At 43.9% G+C, this 23,694-nt stretch carries 24 protein-coding genes and 1 riboswitch; of the genes, 7 read left to right on the forward strand and 17 right to left on the reverse strand.

Annotated elements, in window-relative coordinates:
* Nucleotides 1–8: 8 nt before the first annotated feature.
* Nucleotides 9–974 carry a ring-cleaving dioxygenase gene (locus KS242_RS14940; protein ID WP_217324183.1) on the reverse strand — a complete coding sequence of 322 codons (966 nt, stop codon included), beginning with the start codon at nt 972–974 and terminating at the stop codon, nt 9–11.
* Nucleotides 975–1,092: 118 nt separating this feature from the next.
* Here KS242_RS14940 and KS242_RS14945 point away from each other — a divergent pair, with 118 nt between their 5' ends.
* Nucleotides 1,093–1,644, forward strand: coding sequence for a histidine phosphatase family protein (locus KS242_RS14945; protein WP_254391726.1), 552 nt, complete (start codon nt 1,093–1,095; stop codon nt 1,642–1,644).
* 6 nt (nt 1,645–1,650) lie between these two features.
* Here KS242_RS14945 and KS242_RS14950 read toward each other — a convergent pair whose 3' ends face one another.
* Complete coding sequence (locus KS242_RS14950) at nt 1,651–2,160, reverse strand: GNAT family N-acetyltransferase (RefSeq protein WP_217322063.1); 510 nt, start codon at nt 2,158–2,160, stop codon at nt 1,651–1,653.
* A 15-nt stretch (nt 2,161–2,175) separates the two neighbouring features.
* A complete protein-coding gene (locus KS242_RS14955; RefSeq protein WP_217322064.1) occupies nt 2,176–2,928 on the reverse strand; it encodes a 2OG-Fe dioxygenase family protein in 753 nt (250 codons plus the stop codon).
* 109 nt (nt 2,929–3,037) lie between these two features.
* Between KS242_RS14955 and KS242_RS14960 the strand changes: the two genes are divergently transcribed.
* Entirely contained in the window at nt 3,038–3,547 is a 510-nt protein-coding gene (locus KS242_RS14960) for a YiiX/YebB-like N1pC/P60 family cysteine hydrolase (RefSeq protein WP_217322065.1), read from the forward strand.
* A 50-nt stretch (nt 3,548–3,597) separates the two neighbouring features.
* Nucleotides 3,598–4,827, forward strand: coding sequence for an aminopeptidase (locus KS242_RS14965; RefSeq protein WP_217322066.1), 1,230 nt, complete (start codon nt 3,598–3,600; stop codon nt 4,825–4,827).
* Between the two features lie 39 nt (nt 4,828–4,866).
* Here KS242_RS14965 and KS242_RS14970 read toward each other — a convergent pair whose 3' ends face one another.
* From KS242_RS14970 to KS242_RS14980, 3 genes are all read right to left on the reverse strand, one after another.
* Nucleotides 4,867–5,457: an NUDIX hydrolase gene (locus KS242_RS14970; RefSeq protein WP_217322067.1), complete on the reverse strand. Its 591-nt coding sequence runs from the start codon at nt 5,455–5,457 to the stop codon at nt 4,867–4,869.
* A 79-nt stretch (nt 5,458–5,536) separates the two neighbouring features.
* A complete protein-coding gene (locus KS242_RS14975) occupies nt 5,537–6,556 on the reverse strand; it encodes an LLM class flavin-dependent oxidoreductase (RefSeq protein ID WP_217322068.1) in 1,020 nt (339 codons plus the stop codon).
* A 104-nt stretch (nt 6,557–6,660) separates the two neighbouring features.
* Nucleotides 6,661–6,777, reverse strand: a riboswitch (SAM riboswitch).
* Between the two features lie 47 nt (nt 6,778–6,824).
* Nucleotides 6,825–7,832 carry an LLM class flavin-dependent oxidoreductase gene (locus tag KS242_RS14980; protein ID WP_217322069.1) on the reverse strand — a complete coding sequence of 336 codons (1,008 nt, stop codon included), beginning with the start codon at nt 7,830–7,832 and terminating at the stop codon, nt 6,825–6,827.
* A gap of 102 nt (nt 7,833–7,934) precedes the next feature.
* Between KS242_RS14980 and KS242_RS14985 the strand changes: the two genes are divergently transcribed.
* Together KS242_RS14985 and KS242_RS14990 are read left to right on the forward strand one after the other, a co-directional pair.
* Nucleotides 7,935–8,795 carry an NAD(P)-dependent oxidoreductase gene (locus KS242_RS14985; RefSeq protein WP_217322070.1) on the forward strand — a complete coding sequence of 287 codons (861 nt, stop codon included), beginning with the start codon at nt 7,935–7,937 and terminating at the stop codon, nt 8,793–8,795.
* A gap of 318 nt (nt 8,796–9,113) precedes the next feature.
* Nucleotides 9,114–10,547, forward strand: a complete 1,434-nt coding sequence (locus KS242_RS14990; protein WP_217322071.1) for an anion permease — start codon at nt 9,114–9,116, stop codon at nt 10,545–10,547.
* A gap of 37 nt (nt 10,548–10,584) precedes the next feature.
* Here the strand turns inward: KS242_RS14990 and helD are convergent, their stop codons facing one another.
* Nucleotides 10,585–12,897: an RNA polymerase recycling motor HelD gene (helD, locus tag KS242_RS14995; RefSeq protein WP_217322072.1), complete on the reverse strand. Its 2,313-nt coding sequence runs from the start codon at nt 12,895–12,897 to the stop codon at nt 10,585–10,587.
* A gap of 235 nt (nt 12,898–13,132) precedes the next feature.
* On the opposite strand from helD, the gene KS242_RS15000 reads away from it, so the two are divergent.
* Nucleotides 13,133–14,356 carry an MFS transporter gene (locus KS242_RS15000; RefSeq protein ID WP_217322073.1) on the forward strand — a complete coding sequence of 408 codons (1,224 nt, stop codon included), beginning with the start codon at nt 13,133–13,135 and terminating at the stop codon, nt 14,354–14,356.
* A gap of 36 nt (nt 14,357–14,392) precedes the next feature.
* Here KS242_RS15000 and KS242_RS15005 read toward each other — a convergent pair whose 3' ends face one another.
* The 3 genes from KS242_RS15005 to KS242_RS15015 all read right to left on the reverse strand — a co-directional run bounded on the left by KS242_RS15005 (nt 14,393) and on the right by KS242_RS15015 (nt 16,279).
* A complete protein-coding gene (locus KS242_RS15005) occupies nt 14,393–14,779 on the reverse strand; it encodes a RidA family protein (RefSeq protein WP_217322074.1) in 387 nt (128 codons plus the stop codon).
* Nucleotides 14,780–14,794: 15 nt separating this feature from the next.
* Nucleotides 14,795–15,706 (reverse strand): DUF1002 domain-containing protein, encoded by a 912-nt coding sequence (locus KS242_RS15010; protein ID WP_254391727.1) that lies wholly within the window; start codon nt 15,704–15,706, stop codon nt 14,795–14,797.
* A 135-nt stretch (nt 15,707–15,841) separates the two neighbouring features.
* A complete protein-coding gene (locus KS242_RS15015; RefSeq protein WP_217322075.1) occupies nt 15,842–16,279 on the reverse strand; it encodes a DUF2188 domain-containing protein in 438 nt (145 codons plus the stop codon).
* Between the two features lie 138 nt (nt 16,280–16,417).
* Between KS242_RS15015 and KS242_RS15020 the strand changes: the two genes are divergently transcribed.
* Nucleotides 16,418–17,425: an NADP-dependent oxidoreductase gene (locus KS242_RS15020; RefSeq protein ID WP_217322076.1), complete on the forward strand. Its 1,008-nt coding sequence runs from the start codon at nt 16,418–16,420 to the stop codon at nt 17,423–17,425.
* 36 nt (nt 17,426–17,461) lie between these two features.
* On the opposite strand, the gene KS242_RS15025 is transcribed toward KS242_RS15020, so the two are convergent.
* The 7 genes from KS242_RS15025 to argB all read right to left on the reverse strand — a co-directional run bounded on the left by KS242_RS15025 (nt 17,462) and on the right by argB (nt 23,692).
* Entirely contained in the window at nt 17,462–18,082 is a 621-nt protein-coding gene (locus KS242_RS15025; protein WP_217322077.1) for a class D sortase, read from the reverse strand.
* 57 nt (nt 18,083–18,139) lie between these two features.
* Complete coding sequence (locus tag KS242_RS15030; RefSeq protein WP_217322078.1) at nt 18,140–18,640, reverse strand: LPXTG cell wall anchor domain-containing protein; 501 nt, start codon at nt 18,638–18,640, stop codon at nt 18,140–18,142.
* 584 nt (nt 18,641–19,224) lie between these two features.
* A complete protein-coding gene (gene queF / locus KS242_RS15035; RefSeq protein WP_077306874.1) occupies nt 19,225–19,722 on the reverse strand; it encodes a preQ(1) synthase in 498 nt (165 codons plus the stop codon).
* A 45-nt stretch (nt 19,723–19,767) separates the two neighbouring features.
* Nucleotides 19,768–20,658 (reverse strand): ribokinase, encoded by an 891-nt coding sequence (rbsK, locus tag KS242_RS15040; RefSeq protein WP_217322079.1) that lies wholly within the window; start codon nt 20,656–20,658, stop codon nt 19,768–19,770.
* 13 nt (nt 20,659–20,671) lie between these two features.
* The gene (purU, locus tag KS242_RS15045; RefSeq protein WP_217322080.1) at nt 20,672–21,568 is read right to left on the reverse strand and encodes a formyltetrahydrofolate deformylase; all 897 of its coding nucleotides are present in this window, start codon (nt 21,566–21,568) and stop codon (nt 20,672–20,674) included.
* Nucleotides 21,569–21,720: 152 nt separating this feature from the next.
* A complete protein-coding gene (locus KS242_RS15050; RefSeq protein ID WP_217322081.1) occupies nt 21,721–22,899 on the reverse strand; it encodes an acetylornithine transaminase in 1,179 nt (392 codons plus the stop codon).
* On the reverse strand, nt 22,892–23,692 hold the full coding sequence (argB, locus tag KS242_RS15055) for an acetylglutamate kinase (protein WP_217322082.1): 801 nt from the start codon (nt 23,690–23,692) through the stop codon (nt 22,892–22,894). The genes KS242_RS15050 and argB overlap by 8 nt, the downstream gene beginning before the upstream one ends.
* Nucleotides 23,693–23,694: the final 2 nt, after the last annotated feature.

Raw genomic sequence — 23,694 nt, forward strand, 5'->3', positions numbered from 1 at the left:
TGTTGTTATTACGTCCTTTTTGTATCAATGGGTGTTAGTTTTGCTTCTATTGTATCTCGTTCGCCTTCCAGAAATGGCGGTAAAGCCAATCTTTCTCCTAAGCTGTCCGGATCTTCGTCCGTGGCGAAACCAGGTCCGTCTGTTGCAAGCTCGAAAAGAATACCATTTGGCTCTCTAAAGTAAAGTGATTGGAAATAATAGCGATCTACCAATCCCGAGTTCGGCAGATGGGCTGCGTACAGAATCTTTTTCGCACGTTCCAAAGCTTCTTTATCTTTCACACGAAAAGCAACATGGTGCACACTTCCCCGTCCAGGACGCTCTTTTTGCAACGCTGGCATCACTTCCAGCATCACTTCAGCGCCTGTTCCGCCTTCCCCTACTTCGTAAATGTGTAAATCAGTTCCATCAGGGAGCTGGGCATTCGCTTTTTTTCGAAATCCCATTAAATCCAGCAGTACGCGCTCTGTTGACGCCAGTTCTGGAACTGTCAGTTTTACTGGTCCTAAACCAATTATGGCAAAAGCAGATGGAACATCGGTTTCTTCCCATGGAATGCCTGCATGCACCCCTTCATTCTCTTGATCAGATACTAACATAAGCCGCTGCTTTTCCGGATCCTCAAAGAACAGCACTTGCCGTCCTTGCAATTCAACTTGCTGTGCTGCTATGCCAAATGAATCTAAACGTTCTTTCCAATATACAATTGCTTTATCAGAGGCAACACGCAAAGAAGTTAGCGAAATGCTGTTGTTTCCTGTATACGTTCGACCTGCCCGATGAATTTCAAAGAATGTTAAATCTGTTCCCGGACTGCCGAGCTTGTCTGCATAAAATAAATGATACATAGATGTGTCATCTTGATTGACGGTTTTTTTAACAAGGCGCATTCCTAATACTTTTGTGTAGAATTCATAGTTATTTGCTGCATTAGCTGTAATGGCGGAAACGTGGTGAATACCGTGAAGTTCCATCATCATGCTTCGCCTCCTTAACGTACTTTTTATTAGTTACTTACAAAATGTAATCTATAACTTCATAAATTGCAAATACTTTCCCTGTAATTGATAGAATAGAGGAAGAGGAGGAAAAATGAAATTGCTGACATCACTTTATGTTGTGCGTCACGCACATAGTATTTATACATCCGATGAACGAAACAGACCTTTATCAGAAGCAGGCTACTTAGCTGCCAAACTTGTGCACCAACTACTAGCTGCTGAACAAGTTGAGATCAAGATATCAAGCCCTTATCGGCGCGCATGGGAAACGATCGCCACTAACAACCTGGTGATAATGGATGAGCGGCTGCGTGAACGTCAACTTGCTGACAGCCCAGCGAAGAACTTTCATGAGGCTATTCATCAATTATGGATGCAGGAAGATTTTCACTTTCCAGGCGGAGAATCAAACAAAACTGCCAGGACTAGGGGCGTTGCTGCCTTCCAAGACATACTTGCCTCCTACCCCGGAAAACGTGTCGCTATTGGAACACATGGTAACTTGATGACGCTGGCTTTGGGGCATTATGATAATCAATTTCATTATGCTTTTTGGAAGCAGCTGGCTATGCCTGCTGTGTGGAAGCTAACGTTCGACGGCCAGCAATACATAGGAGCAGAGCAGCTCTGTATCCAAAAATAGCGGACATCATTTGTCCGCTATTTTCCATCCATATGCTATTTCGGGATAAGCAATCCCTTCTATATTAAATTGATCTTCACCGATTTTCTGCCCGCCAAGTCCTTCGTAAAAGTACTTCGCCTCATTCCCTGCAAGCATCCACGCGACAATTCCTGTCATCCCTTCAGCCGCAAGCTGTTCTTCTAATGAACGCATCAGTTTTGTACCAACCCCTTGTTTGACAGACGCTGGATCAACATAAATGGCATATACTTCTCCATCATACTCCGGATACAGCTTATCACGGCATTTGCCGCCGCTGATAAATCCGGCAATAGTTCCTTCTGACTCGGCCACGAGCAGGAGCGATCCTGACGATAGTACTTTTTCAAACCGTTCTGCCCTGTCTTCAGGGTGAATAGCCGCCAAATAAGCAGCCGGCAAAATATCTTTATAGGCATATTGCCAACTCCGTGCGCTAATTTCTCCAATACGGCGGCAATCAGCTAGACATGCTTTCCGAATAGATACGGTCATCACTTTCGCTCCTTTTTACGCTAGTACAGTTGGCTGAAAATCAATCAAAAGAATAGAACGTACTCCTGGTCGGTCTGCTTCTCCTTTTTGGATAGGACTGACATAATGGCTTACAGCCTCATCATGAACACCATACGATTCTAATGGCCGATGAATTTCAAAGCTTTCATGAAACTGGCTTTCATCTGCATCCTTCGGCAGTTTCCCTGCACAAGCAGGCGTTGCAACGATATTCAGACCGCCAACAACATTATCCCGCTTCATCAGATGTGCAAAGGTGAACGGCTCACCATCCTGGTGAATAAGGTTAGGAGAAGAGACGCCTTCCTGCCCGTCTTCTGTCACTTCCAGCTTCACAAAATGAATACCTGCATGAACCGGCAAGATCAAGTCTTCCTGACGCCAAAAAGTCTCTTTGTAATCATGCATGATAATCTTCTGCAGTAATTTATTTTCCAGAATATGATCGGGAAGGGATGGAAATTCTCTGTAAGAGTCCACATATTCCGGGTTGAAGCGGCCTTGAAAATACTGCGCCATACTGCCATTTTCCCGCTCAATACTTGGCAGCCATTCCATACGCTCATCCTTATCAAAGATGATTGCCCGAGAATAGCGACGATAGCGGTTTAATTCGGGTGCATAGCTATCCGTCGGTAATGTATCAAAGACAGCTTGCAGCTCGGCTAAATCTTTCTCCAATCCATCATAAGCAAGCTCTTTCTGTAAATCATATCGGCTGTAGCCTTGTTCTTTTAACGCGTGCATGCATAAACCTCCACAAATCTAGAATCTTTCTCTATCATAATACATGCAAAGGGAAAGAAACATGTTTTCGTTTGCGATTTTATGACATTTACGTCAGGAGTGGTGTTTGATGAAGAAGAAATCCATTGCAGAATTTCAGAAACTATACCAAACAGCAGCCGTTATGAATGCACAGCTGCGCGCCGGAGATGTGCTGTACAGCTCTATCGGTCCCTCTACTTTCTTTTTCAGCCATGCTGGAATAGTTGGAGGAGATGGCAAGATATACCACGCACATCCATCAGGAGGTATAGCAGAATCTCTGCCTGCTTATTTGTCGCGGCATCGTTACGGTGGGACGCTCACACTTCTCCGCCCAAAAGCTGACCCAACAGAAGCAGCAGCATGGGCAGTGCAACATATCGGTTCCATGAAGGGCTATCGTTTTAACAGGACATTGGCAGATACAAATTGGAATTATTGCACGAAGTTTGTTTGGCAAGCTTTCTCTTCTGGCTGCGGTATTGATTTGAGTGCCGCCACAGCAAAGCTATCTAAACGCTGGATATTCCCCCGCCATATTAAACGTTCTTCCCACTTTGACCCCATTGCTAAATTCTCTCTCGAGTATCGGCTCTAGTCACAATTTTCTGGTAAAATAAGATGGATCGTATTTAAGGGGGAATAAACATGGATTTTGAACAAAAGTTAGAAAAATATGCTGAATTATTGCTGCATATCGGCTTACGTGTGAAAGAAGGACAAGATCTAATGATTTCGGCAGATTTATCCGCTGCACCATTTACGAAAGTTGTTGCACAAAAAGCATATGAAGCAGGTATGCGCGATGTTGTTGTTGATTACCAGGATGACAATATTACCAAAGCAAAAATCAGCTACGCGAAAGAGGAAGATCTTGATTTCTTCACTCCTTTCCGCGGTCGTGTTTATGAAGAACTGGCAGCAGCTGATACCGCATTTTTAGAAATCAAAACACCAAATCCTTCTCTTTTTGATGGCATTGACCCTGCCAGAGTTGCTCGTTATACAAAAGCGTTAGGCGCTGCCAGACAAGGTTACCAAGCTTACAAAACAAATGGACGCATTAACTGGCTGATTGCTTCTGTTCCAACAGTAGAATGGGCCGAATCTGTCTTCCCTGACTTAACTGGTCAAGCAGCTGTTGATAAATTATGGGACAGAATCTTCTTCACTACCCGCTCTGATCAGGACAACACAGTAGAGCTTTGGGAACAGCATGTAGCCGTCATGAAAAAGAATGCAGATCATCTCAATACAAGAGATTATCGAAAACTGCACTATACAGGTCCTGGAACAGACTTAACAATTGAGCTGCACCCGGAAGCAATATGGACATGCGCGGAATTTAAAAAAGAAGATGCTAGTACATACATCCCGAATCTTCCTACTGAAGAAGTATTTACTATTCCTGTAAGAAATGGCGTAAATGGGACTGTCAGCAGTACGAAGCCCTTGAATTATGGGGGTACGTTGCTGGAGAACTTTTCGCTTACCTTCGAAAAAGGAAAAGTGGTAGACTTCACTGCCGAGAAAGGCTATGAAACATTAAAAAACTTACTGGACACAGATGACGGGGCGAGATTCCTTGGCGAGGTAGCACTTGTGCCGCACGAATCTCCTATCTCCCAGTCTGGTATTGTCTTTAATAACACATTATTTGATGAAAATGCTTCTTGTCACTTAGCGCTTGGACAAGCTATCGGATTTTGCGTGAAAGATGCACAAAACAAGTCAAAAGAAGAACTAACGGCAATGGGCTTCAACTACAGCTTAACGCATGTTGATTTCATGGTTGGCTCTGGTGAACTTTCCATTACTGGTGAAACACCGGACGGTAAAGTGGAAGCCATCTTTGAGAACGGCAATTGGGCTTTTTAACATAAAGAAAAGGAGCAGCAAAATCGCTGCTCCTTTTCTTTATGTACGGCATATCGCGATTACTTCTCGATAATACTCGAGCTCATGCGGGCATAACGCATCGCGTGTTACATCAATTCGCTGACGCGGTGCTCCTGCAACGATTTCCGCTTCCATCTTCGCATGTTCTCCTTCAACCAAGCTTTCCAAGTCATTCACTCGCATCCGAATAATTTGTATAACTTCATCATTTAGCAGAATAACCGGCAACTCCTCCAGATAGTAGAAGAATTGATGACAAAATTCCCTATCTATCAAGTTAGCAGCAAATAATTCCTCTTGGATAACACCCTTATAAAACAAATCACTCTCTTCAAGCGTGACCCCTAATTCTTCTTGTACTTCGCGCAAGCCGCCGGTTACAGGGGTTTCGCCATTTTCCAAATGACCCGCTGCGGTAATGTCGTATTTCCCGGGAAATTCGCTTTTATTGAAGGCGCGCTGCTGTAGATAAATGTATAGATCTGTACCATCGTGTTCGACGAACCAGCAATGAAACGTTTCATGCCAATCCCCGTCCCGATGCACTTCTTCTCTTTCTTTCACGCCTATCTCTCGGTGCTGGTCATCAAAAATTGTCAATAGCTCCATGTTAGGCCCCCATACTATACCTTTACTCTTCATCTTTAATGTAAGCGATTGCCTGTGTGTTGTCTACACACATTCCCAATTAAATGGAGTTTTCGCGCATTTCCTCGACCAGCGGTATGACGTCGTTTGCAAAACGTTCCATTTCCCGCAGCTGTGGGGAAAATTGCAGCAAAAGCAAACTAACGCCTGCATGTTCATAAGCAAGAATCCGCTGCGCTATTTGCATTGGCGTTCCAACTAGATTCGGACGCAGTCCTCTTGCAGCAACAGCATCGTCGCTGATGATACTTTTTTGTGCTAATTCTTCCTCTGTTACATATGCTTCGTAGTCGACGCCGGTAATCCGTTCCCATTCTTGATAGGCTTCTTCCTCTGTCTCACGACAAATGACATAAGCAGTCATACCAAACTCGGTAAAAGGCTGCTTGCCAGCAGCTTCCCGGCGAATTTGCATGTCAGCTACCATACTAGCTGTTTCCTGTACCGTACCGCCTTTCATCACGTAAGCATCGCATGATTCCGCAATGGTCTGCCGCAAATAGTCGCTCTCTCCGCCAGCGTACAAAGGCGATATTTCTTTTTTGTTCGCAGCTGGGAGATAATCGATATGCTGGACTTGATAATATAATCCATCATATGTGTAACTGCCCGCTGCCCAAACACCGCGCAGCACTTCAAAAAATTCCTCTGTCTGCAGGTAAAATTCCTCCGTTCCGGCTATATCACCAGCTTCTCGCTTTTGTTCTTCTTCCCGAAGAAAAGATACAACCGCAAGTGAAAATCGACTGTTGCTAATCTGATCAATAGTCACTGCTTGCTTAGCAGCTTCCACTGGCTGATCAATACTCGGCCGAACTGCTGCCATGATATGCAGTTTATTTGTTGCCTCTGCCACAGCGCTAGCTGTTTCCCAAAAATCCAGCTGCTGATCTGCATTCTTTCCTTGGTATAGGTAGGTATCAGGAAGAAATACAGCATCAAAACCACTGCGTTCTGCCATGCGCGCTGTTTCCTTTACACATAACAAGCTAAGAGATGCCTCATCCTCCACATGCCGCAGCCAGCTGTTTGTTACTGGCTGCCAATACGCATATTTCATGTCTATTACTCCTTTTGCCCATAGGAAATCCTACCGAACGACACATCGATCCTACTAAAAAAGCTTCTTCGATAAGAAGAAGCTCGTTACTTGCAGCCGTCGTTATCTTATCACGCAGCTTACATAAAGCTGCAGGTCGTAGCACCTTCCTGCAGGACTGCCCTCCTGCAGTGGGTTGCCGGGCTTCATCGGGCCTTTCCCTCCGCCACTCGTTATAAGATTTCTTATGAATTGTCTTTTCTACTATACCAGAATAACAGCAGCTGATTCAAACAGAATAACCCCGCTGCTTGTAAGTCTCCATTAAAAGCTGGAAGCCATTCTGTCTGGCTTGCTCATCATAAACCGGACTTGTCAGCATGAATTCCACATCGTGGCCATAATATTTCTGCAGTTCCTCCAGCTGCTGAAGCACTTCAGCTGGGGTGCCAATGACCATTGTTGCTCTGTTATCTTGCAGCCGTTCTTTTTCATAAGGAGATAATTTGTACGCTGCAGCTGTGTCTGGACGCAGCATCCCGTTTACAGGTCTACCCTGTTCTTGCAAAAGGGATGCTACTTCATGGCTTTTCGCTAATGCTTCTGCTTGTTCATGCGTCGCAGCACAGAATAAGAACAAGCTGATTAACGCTTGCGGCTTCCCTGCCTCCTGCTGAAAAGATTGTCGGTACATTTCCAGTACAGCTGTATCTTTTTCTCCGCGGATAAACTGCGCGTAAGCAAATCCTATGCCGTGATAAGCAGCAAGGCCTGCACTGCCTGCACTGCCGCCCAACAGCCAGACAGCAGGCGCTGTCTGAATGTCTGGCATTGCTTTTAATTCTCCAAAGCGATGCTTTTCCTCATTCCTTATATTCAAGTAATGAAGCAGATCACGTATTTGGCGGTCATACCAATCCTCCGGTACGATTTTATGCTCTTGCAATGCTCGTTTAGCAGCGGGCATACCGCCTGGAGCACGTCCAATTCCGATGTCAATTCTTCCTGGATGAAGTGCTTCAAGTAGTCGCGCGTTTTCTGCCACTTTATAAGCACTATAGTGGGACAGCATGACACCCCCGGATCCGATTCTAATTCGTGACGTTCTGCTTGCCAGATGCGCCATCATGACTTCTGGACTGCTATGTCCTAAGCTGCCCCCATGATGTTCTGATACCCAGAAGCGCTCGTACCCCAGCTGATCAGCCAGCTCTGCTAAACGAGCTGTCTCCTGTAGCGCTTCTGCCGCATTGCCATCTTCTTTAAGACGAGATTGATCCAATATACTAAGCTTCATATTCTTCACTCCCTGCCTTTATCATAGCCGGTGCGAAAGACTTTTAAAAACATTCCGTTTTTCTGTATGCTAGTAATGTCAGAACAAAAGGAGGCTGGTTTTGTGATTGGGTTTATTGGATTAGGAATTATGGGAGAAAACATGGCAGCTAATCTGCTCAAAAAAGGAGAGCAGTTAGTTGTTTATAACCGTACGAAAGCAAAAGCACAACATTTAGTAGACAATGGTGCTGTCTGGGCAGAATCACCTCAAAAAGTTGGCGAACAAGCAGATGTCGTATTTACAATGCTCACTGACCCAAGCGCTGTGAAAGCTGTAGTCCTCGGAGAAGAAGGACTGTTCAGCGGAATGAAGAAAGGCAGCTTGTGGGTTGATGTTAGTACAGTAAAACCAGCATTCACGAAGGAAATGGCTGTAGCGGCTAAGAAACATCATATCCGTTTCGTTGATGCACCAGTTTCCGGTTCAAAAGCACCTGCACAGCAAGGAAAGCTGCACTTTCTTGTTGGCGGTGATGCACAAGATGTTAAACAAATTACACCTTTGCTCGAAAAAATGGGACAAAGCGTTCAGCATATGGGGGAAAACGGGAACGGCTCCGCGACAAAACTAGCAGTGAATATGCTGCTTGTACAGTCTCTTACTGGTTTATCAGAAGCTATAAGCTTTGGTGAAGCAGTCGGTCTCAATGCCGAACACTTGATGGACGTGCTGCTGGCTCTTCCCGTAACAAGTGATATTCAGGCTGGAAAACGAGACACCATCCTGCAGCAGAACTTTGACCCCCAATTCCCGCTCGAGCATGCTTACAAAGATTTGCAGCAAATCTCTGAAACAGCTTATGAAGCAGGAGCTCCTCTGCCAATGACAAATAGTGTGAAGGAACTGTATGCTCTTGCGCAAAAGAATGGCTACGGCAAAAAAGATGTCGCAGCTGTCTACGCGCTGTTGGCACGTGACTGACATAAGATTTTGTATCATAGCGTTAAAGAATCCGATTTTTTTCGGATTCTTTTTTTATTCTCAATTATTTTTAGTAATTAACATTGGCATACTAACGAGAATAAGCGGGTATGGAAAGCAGAGATACTTATTTCATGTGAAGTATTTTTTTGCATATTTTCACTACATTAGAATCGTTATAAATCTTTTGATTTAATAAATTTTTTAAATCAATTAAATACATCACTCAAAATAGAGCAATCCTTTCATATCAATATTTTTATGCTAATATAATGTTGTATTTAATAATTTATTTACTTTACTAAAGGAGTTTTCGTTATGGCTGATTCATCTAACAAACCTAAACGGGAAGTCAAATGGATTCCGCTCCTTATTACGGTTTTAATAGGAGTCATTCTTTGGTTCATTCCCTCACCTGATGGTGTAAAAGAAGAAGCTTGGCATTTATTCGCCATTTTTGTAGCAACCATCATCGGCTTGATTATCAAGCCGATGCCGATGGGAAGTGTCGCCATCTTATCTTTAACAGCTATCGTATTAACACGCACACTAGGATTAGAGGAAGCACTTAGCGGATTTCAAAACAGCACAATTTGGCTGATTGTCATCGCATTTTTCATCTCGAGAGGTTTTATCAAGACTGGTCTTGGTTCCAGAATTGCATATCTATTTGTCCGCTTATTCGGTAAAAAGACATTAGGATTGTCCTATTCCTTAATTGGAAGTGATTTAATTCTTTCGCCAGCGATGCCATCGAACACAGCACGTGCCGGCGGGATTATTTTTCCGATCATTCAATCCTTATCGAATTCTTACGGCTCCAGAAGCGGGGATGGGACAGAGCGCAAGATTGGTTCATTTTTAGTGACTGCTTCTTATCAGGGAAATGCTATCACTTCGGCGATGTTCCTGACAGCTATGGCAGCCAACCCATTGGCTGCCAGCGCTGCAGAAAGCATCACTGGAGAATCCATCTCTTGGGGTCTTTGGATTCTTGCATCCATCGTCCCTGGTATTATTAGCTTGATCATTATTCCGTTTGTCGTTTTCAAGCTTTACCCGCCTGAAATTAAAGAAACACCAAAAGCAACGGAAATGGCTACAGAGAAACTGCAAAGCATGGGTAAACTAAAGCAGTCCGAGTGGTTCATGATTGCTGTATTCTTCTTGCTGCTCGTCCTTTGGATTTTCGGTGGAAGTTTTGGTATCGGCTCAACGACTGCTGCATTTATCGGCTTAGTTGTACTCTTGCTGACAGAAGTGCTTACTTGGTCTGACATTAAGCAAGAGCAAGGCGCTTGGGATACACTTGTCTGGTTCGCCGTCCTCGTTATGATGGCAAATTACTTGAACGAACTCGGTCTTGTACCATGGTTCAGTGATATTATGAGTAATGTCGTAAGTACGCTGTCCTGGCCGGTAGCATTGCTATTGCTGGCAATTGTGTATTTCTATTCGCACTACTTCTTTGCTAGTAACACAGCACATGTGAGCGCGATGTACGCTGCCTTCTTGTCCGTTGTTGTAGCAGCTGGTGCCCCTCCGTTATTGTCAGCTCTCTTGTTAGCATTCTTCAGTAACTTGTTCGGATGTCTGACACATTACGGCAGCGGTCCTGCTCCAGTATTCTTCGGTGCGGGCTTTGTCTCTCAGCAAAAATGGTGGGGACTCGGTTTCATCATCTCCATTATCCATCTAATTGTCTGGATTGGTATTGGCGGTGTCTGGTGGAAAATCATCGGTTTATGGTAAAACAGAAAACAGGAATCCTGCGCGGATTCCTGTTTTTTTATAGGCTTTTATACGTTGTTTCTGCTGCTGACTCAATGAATGGACTTAGGTTGCCACTGCTGTACATATGCAATTCGTGCATCGCACGTGTACATGCTGTATACAGCAGTGTGCGCTCGGATTCATGACCGTACGCCATATCCGATACATCATATAAAATAACAGCATCAAACTCAATTCCTTTAGCTAAATAAGCAGGAATGACAGAGAGGCCTTTTTTGTATTGCGACGTCGTTTCTGTTATTAGATCTGCTTCCATTTCTTCTTTAATCCAATCATACGCTGCTCTGCTTTCTTTGCTCGTCTTAGCGATTACTGCAATCGTTTCGTAACCAGCTGTTTGTAAAGCTCGGATTCTCTCTGAAATCATGCTGCGTCGTTCGGATTCATCTTTCACTTTCGCTACGGTCGGCAAGTCGCCATCACGGTTGAACGGCTGGATATGCTTTGCATGTTCCAATAGCTCTTTCGTAAAGTCGACAATCTGTCTTGTGGACCGGTAGCTTCTCCACAGCTCAATCCGATGACTGTCAGCAGTATTACCAGACAGCACATTTTCGCCGGTAAGCGAATGCGCTTGAATTGCTTGGTTGATATCTCCGAGCAACGTCATCCGTGCATTAGGAAATGCCTGCTGCAAGTATGCAAACTGAAAAGCAGAATAATCTTGCGCCTCATCAATCAATACATAACGAATGGTTTTATCAGAACGATCGCCCAGCACCTTGTCACGGAAGTAAACAAACGGTGTTACATCCTCCCAGCTCATGTACTTCTGCATCAGGTTTTGTTTGGTCGCTTCGATTAATGCAGGCCATGAAGCCGGCATCTCTGGCCGTCTTTCGGCAGTAAGCATTCGCAAATACGATTTTTTCACATTAATAAAGGCATGCTTCAGAACTTTTTCAATCAGCGGACGAAGCTTCCGTTCGACAACCCACTTTCTGAGAATCTCTTCTTCTTGCTTGTTCTCTTCAAAGTCACTTGTTTCTGAACGGTCTTTCTTCTGCAGTTCTGAGAAAGCTTCCACGTAGTCTTCTTTCTCCATCAGCTCGACTTCTTCCCGCACCCAATCTTTACGTGTTTCCCAATCGCCCCATGCTCGAAGCTTTTCAACAATCCACGCTGCTGTTAGTTCCGCTCGATTAGCAAGCGGCAGCGTATTAGAAAGTCCGTAAAAATGTGACTGAATTTCTTGCTTGCTCACAATGCGCTGTTTGCGGAAGCTGACATCCTTGAAAATGAGTCCAGCACGCATGAATTCTTCCAGTTTGTCATCAATATAGTTCTTGAAATCAAGACTCGCTTTATATTGAATTCCTGCCAGCCGCTTTTCTTTTTCTTCGCCAGAAGCAAGCAGCATATATTCCATCTGTTCAAACGGTGTCTCGATCGTTTCCTTTCCTTTTAGCTGCCCGTGCATATGCGCATAGAAAGTTGCTTGCTTCATATTTTCCTCGCCAAGCTCTGGCAGAACATTGGATACATAGCTGTTGAACAGCGGGTTAGGCGAAAGTAAAACAATATTTTCTGCCGTAATACGATCTCGATAATGGTATAGCAAATAAGCAACCCGCTGAAGCGCTGCTGATGTTTTACCGCTTCCAGCTGCTCCTTGCACAATCAAATTGGCCGCTGATTCGTTCCGGATAATCTGATTCTGCTCCTTCTGGATGGTCGCAACGATGCTTTTCATTTCCGTGCTGGCATTGCCGCCTAATACATATTGAAGCAGACTGTCACCAATCGTTACCCCCGTATCAAACAGCGCCACAAGCTTGCCATTTCGGATAATGAACTGGCGTTTTAGCGTTACTTCTCCTTCGATTGTACCTTCAATTGTTTCATACGAAGCATCTCCCGGTGAGAAATCATAATACATACTGGAAATTGGCGCACGCCAATCATAAATGAGGAAATCTTCTTCTTTCTCATCCATTAAACTAGCCAACCCTACATAAATCTCCTCGTCATGATCTGTACCATTCTCCCGAAAATCAATTCGGCCGAAATAAGGATTGCGCTGCAAGCGGTCAAGAGTCTTCACTTCATTATGAATCTGCTGATGCGTTCGTTCTCTTTCTCCTAACAGCTCCGCCTGCTGTTTTAAGCTCGCCTGCGTTTCATTCACATCATCCGGCTCATCTAAGTTGACTGTTACGTCTTCCCAAAAATTCTTCCGAAGATCAATAACTTTCTCCCGAAGACCTTGAATAAGCCCTGCTGTTTTTTCTCTTTTTGCTTCTATTGTCTCTTGGACACGGGCAACACGGGCTTGTTCACCCTGCAATTCTTTTTCTTCTTCTGACATACCGACGTCCCTCCAAAGCAATTGACATTTATATATGAATAATGTATAATTTTATATGGTTTGCTAATTTTTGTTATATAGCAGAACATCCTTTATTTTACCATGTTCATTCTTCCCCTGCAATTCTTCCCTATCCCGCCTGCTTCCAAGCTATCTCATTGCATATTCCTTCTATTTTTGTATATAATTAGTTAGGGTATCGAAATATTAATGCGAAAGAAGTGTTATCCATCTAATGACGGACGAACAGCTCGCAAAACGCAATCTGTTTATTATGTGGTTCGCAAACTTTTTTATCTCCGCGAGCCTCAGTATGATCATGCCATTTCTGTCCTTATATATTTCATCTTTCGGCACTTTATCAGAACGTGACGTGCAAAGCTGGTCTGGCATCATTTTTGGCGTGACTTTTGTTACTGCCTTTATCTGCTCTCCATTTTGGGGAAAGTTAGGTGACCGTTACGGCCGGAAATTGATTTTAATTATAACTTCCTTCGGCATGGGGATCTCCATTCTCCTGCTTGGTTTCACCGAAAATGTATGGCAGCTGTTTATGCTGCGATTGTTTATGGGTATTTTCACTGGTTTTATCGGAATATCTCAAGCGTTTATCTCGACACATACACCAAGCCATATCGCTGGACGTGTGCTCGGCACCTTACAGACCGGTAGTATTACCGGGATGCTTTTCGGCCCGCTGCTTGGCGGTATTCTTGCTGACAGTATTGGCTTCCACGGTACATTCTTCCTTGTTTCGTTAAGTGTTTTCACTTCTGCACTTTTAGTAACATTCGGGACAAAAGAATATCCCGTCAAGATCCAGAAAGGTGAGAAATCACATTATACTTCCAAGGAAGTGCTGGCACACATTTTACGAGATCCAATTTTGTTAGTCGTTCTGATTTTAAGTTCCTTGATTCAGATTGCTAACTTCAGTGTGCAGCCTATCCTGTCTCTTTATGTACAAGAACTGCATGGACCGGAAAACATCGCCTTTTATTCTGGAATTGCCTTTTCTGCTGCCGGGCTGGGCAACTTGCTGATGACGAGAACGTGGGGGAAACTGGGCGACCGTATTGGTTATGTTAAGATACTGATCGGCCTCATCTTCGCTGCCGGTATTGTCTATATTCCAGGCGCCATGGTGAATTCGGTATGGGAACTCGCTGTGATACGGCTATTCTTAGGCATGGCAATCGGCGGCATTATTCCACTGCGTGTAGCTTACATCCGCCAAGCAGCTCCTATCAGCATGCAAGGGGAAGTGCTCGGCTATAATAACAGCTTGCGTTTTCTCGGGAATTTCATCGGTCCCATTATGGGAGGGATCATGGCTGGTTATTTCGGCTTCTCCGCCGTCTTCTATATGACAAGTGCCTTGCTGATTATATGCGGTGTCACATTGCTCACAGCTCATATTAAGAACGTCCGCCGCAATACACGAGCTCACTCCATTTAAAAAGGATTGCCGAATTATTTCGGCAATCCTTTTTGTTTACATATTAAAACTGCGCACAGCCATCGCTTCGATTTCTACGTTGGCTCCTTTCGGAAGTTTAGAAATCTCCACTGTTGCACGTGCAGGATAAGGCTCGGATAGATAACGTCCGTACACTTCATTTACAGCAGCAAAGTCATCCAGAGACGTCAGGAAGATCGTTGTTTTGACTACTTGATCAAATGATAAACCAGCTTGATCCAAGATAGCAGTCAAGTTCTTCATTACCTGCTCTGTCTGCTCTGTAATTGATTCCGCCATCTCTCCTGTTTCCGGGTTCAAAGGAATTTGTCCGGAAATATAAACTGTACCAGCAGTTTCGATCGCCTGTGAATATGGTCCGATTGCCTGTGGTGCTTTGTCTGTTTGAATGATATTACGCATATATATCTCTCCTAATTAAAATAGATTTTTAAAGAAATCACCAATAGACTTGAAGAAGTCCTTCACGCCCTGCCAAAAACCATCATTGTTGGCAACTTCGTCAATTTTATCTTGAATCGTGCCAGCAATATCCTCTAATTGGGTTTTCACACTATCGAAATTGATGTCCAGCTGACGCATTTTATCAAACAAATCGATCAGCAGCTGTCTGTCTTCTTCACTTAAGCTAATCTCCAGCTTACTCAGCTGTTCGGATACAATTTGCTCCACTTCTTCCCGTGTAGCAGGGTTTTGTTCGGCAATATCCTGTTTAATATCTGTCATGAGCTGGGTTACTTTTTCATCATCCAGCCCTTCTTGCTGTGCAAGATCTGTTGTCAGATCTAACTCATCATTGGCAACTTCTGTCCGCTCCGGATCCAAGTTGCCATCCGCTGTATCATACGCTTTGTATATACCTGTCAGCGCTGAATGACCGCTCACTTTCACTGGGGATGCAACTTCTACAGTTGCATTCTCAATCCCTGCAGTAAGCAAAGCATTCTTGTACATATCCACAGTTACTTGTGTAATATTATCTGGTGTCACAATGTCTATATCGAGACCATGGCCTTCTTCTTCTCTCGTAATCATCGCCGAAGAATACATTCTGGAATTAGCATCTCCATTTATATACTTCACGATATCATCTGCTGTAACTGGAATTTCCTCTACATTATTTGTATTTGTGACACCAAGATCTTCTCTAACTTGCTGTTTTTGTGCATTTGACAGCGAATCTCCAACAACGACAATCGGTAAACCGAATTTTTCATTAATACTATCCGTGTTCTTTCCAGTATTTGCGGATACAACATCGGAAAAGGCAAAGCCAAGCACTAAGGCAAATGCAACACATGCCGCCATGCATTTCGTTAACCAACTCATGGAAAATATTCCACCTTTTCATCAAAATGGTCTTGCTTCCTCATTATAAACTTTTCAGAAAATAAATAAAGCTATATCTTAGATAGCCCAAGAAGACAATATTAAAAAGCTGCACCATCTTGATGCAGCTTTCCATTAAGAACGTTTCTGAACAGATCCGTCTTTTTTATGAATAATTGTCTCTGTCCCTTTATTTTCAGCAATCTCATTTGCTCGATTGATGGCATCCTGTTTGTTATCAAATATATTAGAAGGTCGTTTCGCATCTTTTGCTTGTACCGCCCAACCGTCATCATGCGCTACAACTTCTTCAGCATTATCCATTAAATCTGGATTACTGTGAGAAGCATCATCATCTCGCTCGGTCGGATCGCCATTTTTCATAAAGTCTTTTACTTCTTTTTGCGAAGCATTTTCATACCACTCTTTCGCCTGACTAGTAGCAATCGGAATTGCTCTGCCTTCCTCATAGCCTTCGTCAAGCATCGCGTTCGCAATGTCGATTGCTTTCTTTTTGACAGCTTTGTCCAAGTTTTTCAGTGAAGCAGGATAGTCATTCATTGTCCAAGGCATGCTAAAAACTCCTTTACTTGTTTTTGGTACATGCAATATTCCCTTTCAACATCTAGTGAAACGCAAGAAGCAAAAGAGTTGTATATAGAAATGTCGCGCTTTACAATTGCTACATTACCAAAAAGGAGATGATGCCCCATGGCAAAAAATGAAGAAATACAATTAGCCAAACGACCGGAAGGCATGCCAACAGAGGAGAATTTCCGCTTTGTCGACACAGAAGTCCCGGAACTTAAAGAAGGACAGGTGCTAGTTAAGAGTATCTATATCAGTGTAGATCCTTATATGCGCGGCAGAATGAGCGATGCAAAATCTTATGTTGCTCCTTATGAAGTAGATGCCCCGATTTCCGGAGGCGTTGTCGGACAAGTAACAGCATCACAATCTGATAAATTCCAAAAAGGCGACTATGTGCTCGGCAATCTGTCTTGGGCGCGTTACAATGCAGCAAATGCAGAAACACTGCAAAAGGTCGATCCTGAGCTTGGACCAGTTTCCACAGCTTTAGGCGTGCTCGGTATGCCCGGTCTTACCGCCTATTTCGGCTTAACAGATATCGGTGAGCCGAAGTCCGGTGAAACAGTCGTTGTGTCCGGTGCTGCCGGTGCAGTTGGCTCCACCGTTGTACAAATCGCGAAAATTCTCGGCGCACGCGTTGTCGGCATTGCCGGTTCACCAAAAAAACTCGATTACGTGAAGAATACTTTAGGCGCTGATGAAGTCATCAACTACAAAGAAGAAGATGTAGCAGAAGCATTAGAAAAAGCATGCCCAAACGGGATAGACGTTTACTTCGACAACGTCGGCGGCCCTGTATCTGACGCAGTGTATCCATTATTGAATGCACATGCCCGCATCCCGCTCTGCGGCAGTATCTCTTCTTACAATAAAAAAGAAGACCAAGGCCCGCGCATCCAAGGGTACCTCGTCAAAGCGAAAGCCAAAATTCAAGGCTTTATCGTTGCAGACTACGGTGAACAATTTGCAGAAGGCAAAAAGCAGCTGTCTGAATGGTTCAAACAAGACAAGCTAACCTTCGAAGAAAACGTTGTAGACGGCTTTGAAAACGTACCAGACGCATTCCTTGGATTGTTCAAAGGGGAGAATTTAGGGAAGCAATTGGTGAAAGTAGCAGAAGCGGAATAATACGAAAGCCTGACAGATTATCTGTCAGGCTTTGTTTTAACCTATTAATTTGCCTTGAATAATATAACGCTGCTCTGCATGTCCGATAAAATCAAATGGATAGCAAGTCGTGAGTGTTAAGGTCGCTTCCGCCTTTGGCACAATAACAGTTCTATCGTCCTTATCTGTTATCCATATATCCGATATTTCATAGGAATAGACAATTTCATCTACTGTAAGCAAAAGATGATCACCCTTTGCTAATTCTCCAAGCTCAACAAATACCGTATCACGATGCCCGCTTAATACTGTATGTCCTTGCTTGGCAGGCGTTGTGGTGCTGTCGCTATCCATCATTCCCACACCTTTTTCCAACGTATTTTCATCTGTTCCCCAGAATACAGAAAATTTCTTTTCTATTTTAGGTATGGACAGCATAGCTACTTTATCACCAACTTTATAATTCTCTTCTTTAGGAGAAGCAACAGAAATCTTGTCAGTTTTCTCTTCTATGATTTCATTCGTCTTGTGACTCTTTTCCAGAACTTCTTCAGCCAATTGTTTGTCTTCTTCTTCAAAATCTTGAGCAGAAGATGCACTGCCATTCCATTGAATGAGTGTATAAGATCCTAACAGAATACCAGCTAAGATAAAGAGTGAGCCGATTAGCTTTTTCATATTTACTTCACCCCTTAAAGAAAAAGACCAGACAAATGTCTAGTCTGTTAATGATTATTATGCTTTTTGCGTCTTTTTCAAAGCGAATGTAATCAAACCAGCTGCAACAAGTCCACCACTAATTAGCATTAGCACTCCATTATTTGTCGCTGTCTTCGGTAATTCTTCTCCTTGCTGCACTGCAGCAGTTTCTGCACTGTCTTCTTTTTCAGCAGAAGTATTTGTGTTCACTTCTGATTGTGTTGATGTATTCGAATCGTTGTCTTCTTCCTCAACAACAACAGCTTCATCGTTTTCAGTCTCTTTATTTGTACTATCTGCTGCATAGTTATCAAAATCTGCTTTGGTTGTTTCACATGGCAAGTTATCATTATCACGGTCAAGATCATGCGGATCATTACTTTCACTGTACCCATTGTCATTCCAGAACTGTACCAGTTCATTTGGCTTACCCTCAAAGTCTTTACAATCCTTATCATTATCAGCAGCACTAGCACCCGAAGCAAAACCAACGACAAGCAACGCGAAGATGAACAAACTTGTGATAAACTTCGACATATGAATCTCCTTTGTAAATATGTATTTTCATCTCATATTCTACTAGGATAATTCATTTTTTCTAGCCCTTCGACAATCATAGTGAGCATTCGACACTAAAATTAAATCTCATTATCAATAATATAAACAAGAAGAGCATTGAACAAAACAAGTTTAATTCATTCTAAAAGCATAAAACTAACGATTAATTCATCCTTACTGTTAATGCAATCCTCCGACAGCTGCTGCCTCTCCAACTCTTGCTGTTACCCTTAGACAAGAATAGCTTTTGAAATAAGACACCGACAAGAAAATCTCTTCTTATTTTCGAGGAGTCTACGTATTCTACCTCCCCCGAGTGAAGGTTTCCCATAACTAAAATCAGCGTAGGAAATACACGAAGACTCCCGCGGGAAAAAGGCTTAGGTGAGGCCCCGCAGTGCGTTAGCACGAGGAGACTCACCAGCCGCCCGCAGGAAAGCGGAGTGTATTTCCGAAGCGATGCTCTCAACTTAATTTCCAATACAAAAAAACCAAACAATGCTACGTTTAACGCAGCATTGTTTGGTTTTTATAAACCTTAATAAAGTTTGTCCATGCCTATATTATCTATTATCCACTTTCTCCGGATACATATCATGATTCATCATACGATGATCTGCCATTTGCTCATACTTCGTGCCTGGACGGCCGTAGTTGACGTATGGATCGATAGAGATGCCGCCACGTGGCGTGAATTTGCCCCATACTTCGATGTAGCGTGGGTTCATGAGTTCTTTCAGGTCGTTCAGGATGATGTTGATGCAGTCTTCGTGAAAATCACCGTGGTTGCGGAAGCTGAATAGATACAGCTTAAGTGATTTACTTTCGACCATCTTTTCATCTGGAATGTAGCTGATATACACGGTACCAAAATCGGGCTGGTTCGTGATTGGGCATAATGTTGTGAATTCCGGACAATTGAATTTCACGAAGTAGTCGCGGTATACATGTTTATTATCAAAGGTTTCAAGAACCTCAGGTTTATAATCGAAATCGTAGACATTGTTTTGGTTGCCTAGCAATGTTACGTCTTCCATTTCTTCTGGATTTCTTCCTGCCATTTGTATTTCCTCCTTGCTGTTGCTATATTGCACAAGCGCTTTTTATTATAAAGGATTTTCGCCGTTTTGTCTCATGAAGGTGGTTACGTCTTGATGTGTCGGCATGCCAGCCTGCGCACCGGGTGATCCGATTTGCAAGGCAGCTGCGGCATTTGCGTAGCGACAAGCGTCAGCCAGCTGACTGCAAGATGCCAGTCTCACAGCGAGTGCAGCGTTAAATGTATCGCCAGCTCCTGTTGTATCAACTGCTTGGGCAGGAAATGCAGCTATGGTTCCTCCGCTATAGATGATGCCTTCTTCTCCCTTGGTAATCACAAGTTTATCGGCAAATTCCCGCAGCGCCTCGTTCGTATCTTCAAACAAAACGGCAGCTTCCGATTCATTTGGTGTGATGTAGCTTGCTTGCTGAATAATTGCAGTTGGCAGCGCTTGAGCTGGTGCAGGATTCAGTATGTAAGGCACATTAACTTCCTGACAGTATGCAGCAACGGCGGCAACTGTCTCTATTGGAATCTCGAGCTGGATAAGGATTATATCACTCGCTTCAATAACATCCTTTTTTTCCTTAATAGACGCTGGTGTTAGTTGAAAGTTTGCCCCCGGAATCACAGTAATGCTGTTGTCTCCGCCCACCACTTGAATAACAGCAACTCCCGTAGATGTATCTACTCTTCCGATGTGGTCGGTGCGCACGCCTTCTTGTTCCAAAACACGCACCAATTCATCGCCGAAAGCATCTTGTCCGACCATGCCAATCATGCTGACATCTGCACCAAGCCGTGCGGCTGCAACAGCTTGATTGGCTCCCTTGCCTCCTGGAAAGGTATCAAAACGCTCGCCGAGTATTGTTTCACCAGCTGCCGGTCGTTTCGCTGAGGTTGCCGTCAAATCCATATTCAAACTGCCGATTACCGTAATCTTCGGCTTTTTTCGCATAGCTAGTCCTCCTTTAGAAGATGATCGTTTTATTGCCGAACACGATCACACGGTCATCTACATGCCATTTTATCGCCCGCATCAGCACACTGCGTTCCACTAGACGTCCTACGCGTTTTAAGTCTGCTGCTTTATCTTTATGATTGACCCGATGAATATCTTGCTCAATAATCGGCCCTTCGTCCAAGTCAGATGTGACATAGTGACTCGTCGCTCCAATCAGCTTAACACCTCGCTCAAATGCGCGTTCATAAGGTTTTGCACCGATGAAGGCGGGAAGGAAGCTATGATGAATATTGATGATTTTATTTTTGTAGTTTTCCAGGAAGGCCGGCGTTAATATCTGCATATATCTGGCTAAGATCACTGTATCAATTTGATACTGTTTCAATACAGAAAGCTGCTGGCGCTCTGCTTCCTGGCGAATATCTTTATTAGCCGGAATATGGTGAAACGGTATACCATATGCTTCGGCTAGATCACGGGCATCTTCATGATTGCTGACAATTACCGCTAGATCAGCCATCAGATTGCCGCTTTGGTATTCCCAAAGAATCTCCTGCAAGCAATGCAATTCTTTCGAAACGAAAACCGCTAGTTTTTTTAAATCGCGTACGCGCACAAGCTGCCAATCCATCTGAAAGTGTGCTGCGATAGTTTGAAAGTCTTCTTCCAGCTGATGGGTATCACTTTCTCGCTGACATTCAAATTCGATGCGCAAGAAGAAGCTGCCGCCGTCTGGATCGGTTGTATATTGGTTGGACTCCATAATATTTGCTTTTTGTTTATAAAGAAATTCCGATATTGCAGCTACAATCCCCGGCTGATCGGGACAAGAAATGACAATTCGGTATCTGTTTTCATTTTGCTGCTGAAATGCTTTGATTTTTTCTAGAAAATGCACGGCCATGATAATCCTCCTATACTTTCCTATATCTTAATTCTTTATCTTAATTCTTTTATCTTAACGATTGTACCTTATTTCCACAACAGGGAAGGAAAACAAAAAAATACGATTCCAGCTGACCGGAATCGTATGTATTGTGTGAGCGGCTCACTGTTTTATACACGAGTGATTTGCTTGAGTGTCTCTAGACAGAAATCAACTTCTGCTTTGCTTGTATTGAGCGGAGGGAGAATTCGCAGCACATGCTCGCCAGCAACAAGTACAAGTAATCCGAGCTCTCGTGCTTGATGGACGAGTTCAATAGCCTTCCCGCTTGTTCCAAGTCCGAGCAGCAAACCTTTTCCGCGTACATCGGTAAAAGCAGAAGACTGCGTTACAAGTGTTTGCAGTTCTTCCCGAAAATAGTCAGCTATCTCCTGCACTTCTGCTAGGAATTCGGTATGGGCAATTACGTCAAGCGTTGCTTTTCCAGCTGCTGCTGCTACTGGATTGCCGCCGAAAGTACTGCCATGGCTGCCGGCCTCAAAAGCAGCTGCTGCCTTTTCAGTTGCCAGCATAGCGCCAATGGGAATACCAGAACCAAGCCCCTTTGCTGTTGTCATCACATCCGGCTGCACCTCATATTGCTCATGTGCGTAAAGTGTGCCTGTACGGCCGACACCTGTTTGCACCTCATCCAGCATAAACAAAACATCATGTTCCTTACAAAGACGCTCTACTTCTTTGACCCAAGCAGGATCAGCTGGATTGACGCCGCCTTCTCCTTGCACAAGCTCCAGCAGCACACCACATGTATCTGGTCCAATCAATTCTTCCAGTGCTTGGCTATCATTATAAGGAAGATAGCGAAAGCCTTTTGCAAGCGGCGCGAAATGCTTTTGCATTTTCTCTTGTCCAGTCGCAGCAAGCGTCGCTAACGTACGACCGTGAAAGGATTGGCTGAACGTGACCACTTCATAAGCTGACGTTCCTTTCACCTTTTGCGCATAGCTTCGAGCTAGTTTAATTGCTGCTTCGTTCGCTTCTGCTCCGCTATTTGCAAAAAAAACTTGATCAGCGAATGTGTTCGCAGTAAGCAGGTTTGCCAGCTGCTCTTGAATAGGAATATGGTATAAATTAGAACAATGCCATAACGTATCGAGCTGTTTCTTTACAGCTTCTTTAACAGAAGCTGGTGCATGACCTAGGTTACATGTAGCAATACCAGCTGTATAGTCCAAATATTGCTTTCCGTTTTCGTCCCAAACATAACTGCCTTCCCCTTTCATAACGGAAATAGGAAATCGGCTGTATGTTGGCATGACCGATGACATTGCTGCATTCGTTTCAGACATGGTACGCCTCCTCGGATAAAGTAATAGTCGTTCCTTCGACATTTCCATTTACAAGCTGAAGCAAGCTATTTTCAGCTAGTCCACTGACGATTGTTACTTTTTCCGCACCTTGTTCAAGTGCCTCCAAAGCGGCTTGGACTTTCGGAATCATGCCGTCCTTAATCATACCTTGCTGGATCATCTGCTTTAATTCCGCATCGGTTACATGGCTCAGCATTTGTTTCTCCCCGTCAACCTGCCGATAAATGCCTGGTATATCACTGATAAAGCATAATTCTGCTTGAAGCGCCCGTGCAATAGCAGAAGCAGCCAGGTCAGCGTTTATATTGAACCTGGCATCTTCTTCTCCGCCAGCAAGCGGTGAAATGACAGGAATATTATCTTGTTCTACAATCTTCTCGATCAGCTCGGTGTTCACTTTTGTTACCGTTCCGACCAGCCCAAGTTTTGCTGCATTGGCTACAGGCTCTGCATAAAGCAGCTTACCGTCTAGTCCGCTAATCCCGTACGCGCTCGTTCTGGACATCAGCTTCCGGACAAGAAATTTATTCATCGCACCGCTTAATGCCATCTCCACCACATCAAGCACTTCTTCTGTTGTGACACGGAGTCCATCTACAAATTCTGCTTTTACTCCCGTTTGCTGCAGCAGTTCATTGATCAGCTTTCCGCCTCCATGCACAATGACCGGTTTCCAGTCGCCTTGCTTTTGAATCGCAGCGATATTGTCATAAAAATTGTCCGGCAGTTTATCAATGATGCTGCCGCCGCACTTAATTATTAAGAATCTCATCG

The sequence above is a fragment of the Terribacillus sp. DMT04 genome (assembly GCF_019056395.1).
In the GTDB taxonomy this organism is placed as follows: Bacteria; Bacillota; Bacilli; order Bacillales; family Amphibacillaceae; genus Terribacillus; species Terribacillus aidingensis_A.

Coding starts and splice junctions, on each gene's coding strand:
- KS242_RS14980 (WP_217322069.1), bottom strand. CDS start 7,832: ATGAAGCTTAGTATATTGGATCAATCTCGTCTTAAAGAAGATGGCAAT.
- KS242_RS14960 (WP_217322065.1), top strand. CDS start 3,038: ATGAAGAAGAAATCCATTGCAGAATTTCAGAAACTATACCAAACAGCA.
- KS242_RS14970 (WP_217322067.1), bottom strand. CDS start 5,457: ATGGAGCTATTGACAATTTTTGATGACCAGCACCGAGAGATAGGCGTG.
- KS242_RS15000 (WP_217322073.1), top strand. CDS start 13,133: ATGACGGACGAACAGCTCGCAAAACGCAATCTGTTTATTATGTGGTTC.
- KS242_RS15005 (WP_217322074.1), bottom strand. CDS start 14,779: ATGCGTAATATCATTCAAACAGACAAAGCACCACAGGCAATCGGACCA.
- KS242_RS15010 (WP_254391727.1), bottom strand. CDS start 15,706: ATGAGTTGGTTAACGAAATGCATGGCGGCATGTGTTGCATTTGCCTTA.
- KS242_RS14965 (WP_217322066.1), top strand. CDS start 3,598: ATGGATTTTGAACAAAAGTTAGAAAAATATGCTGAATTATTGCTGCAT.
- helD (WP_217322072.1), bottom strand. CDS start 12,897: ATGTCAGAAGAAGAAAAAGAATTGCAGGGTGAACAAGCCCGTGTTGCC.
- KS242_RS14955 (WP_217322064.1), bottom strand. CDS start 2,928: ATGCACGCGTTAAAAGAACAAGGCTACAGCCGATATGATTTACAGAAA.
- argB (WP_217322082.1), bottom strand. CDS start 23,692: ATGAGATTCTTAATAATTAAGTGCGGCGGCAGCATCATTGATAAACTG.
- KS242_RS15015 (WP_217322075.1), bottom strand. CDS start 16,279: ATGCCTTGGACAATGAATGACTATCCTGCTTCACTGAAAAACTTGGAC.
- KS242_RS14950 (WP_217322063.1), bottom strand. CDS start 2,160: ATGACCGTATCTATTCGGAAAGCATGTCTAGCTGATTGCCGCCGTATT.
- KS242_RS15050 (WP_217322081.1), bottom strand. CDS start 22,899: ATGTCTGAAACGAATGCAGCAATGTCATCGGTCATGCCAACATACAGC.
- KS242_RS14975 (WP_217322068.1), bottom strand. CDS start 6,556: ATGAAATATGCGTATTGGCAGCCAGTAACAAACAGCTGGCTGCGGCAT.
- KS242_RS15020 (WP_217322076.1), top strand. CDS start 16,418: ATGGCAAAAAATGAAGAAATACAATTAGCCAAACGACCGGAAGGCATG.
- KS242_RS15025 (WP_217322077.1), bottom strand. CDS start 18,082: ATGAAAAAGCTAATCGGCTCACTCTTTATCTTAGCTGGTATTCTGTTA.
- KS242_RS14945 (WP_254391726.1), top strand. CDS start 1,093: ATGAAATTGCTGACATCACTTTATGTTGTGCGTCACGCACATAGTATT.
- purU (WP_217322080.1), bottom strand. CDS start 21,568: ATGGCCGTGCATTTTCTAGAAAAAATCAAAGCATTTCAGCAGCAAAAT.
- rbsK (WP_217322079.1), bottom strand. CDS start 20,658: ATGCGAAAAAAGCCGAAGATTACGGTAATCGGCAGTTTGAATATGGAT.
- KS242_RS14990 (WP_217322071.1), top strand. CDS start 9,114: ATGGCTGATTCATCTAACAAACCTAAACGGGAAGTCAAATGGATTCCG.
- KS242_RS15030 (WP_217322078.1), bottom strand. CDS start 18,640: ATGTCGAAGTTTATCACAAGTTTGTTCATCTTCGCGTTGCTTGTCGTT.
- queF (WP_077306874.1), bottom strand. CDS start 19,722: ATGGCAGGAAGAAATCCAGAAGAAATGGAAGACGTAACATTGCTAGGC.
- KS242_RS14940 (WP_217324183.1), bottom strand. CDS start 974: ATGGAACTTCACGGTATTCACCACGTTTCCGCCATTACAGCTAATGCA.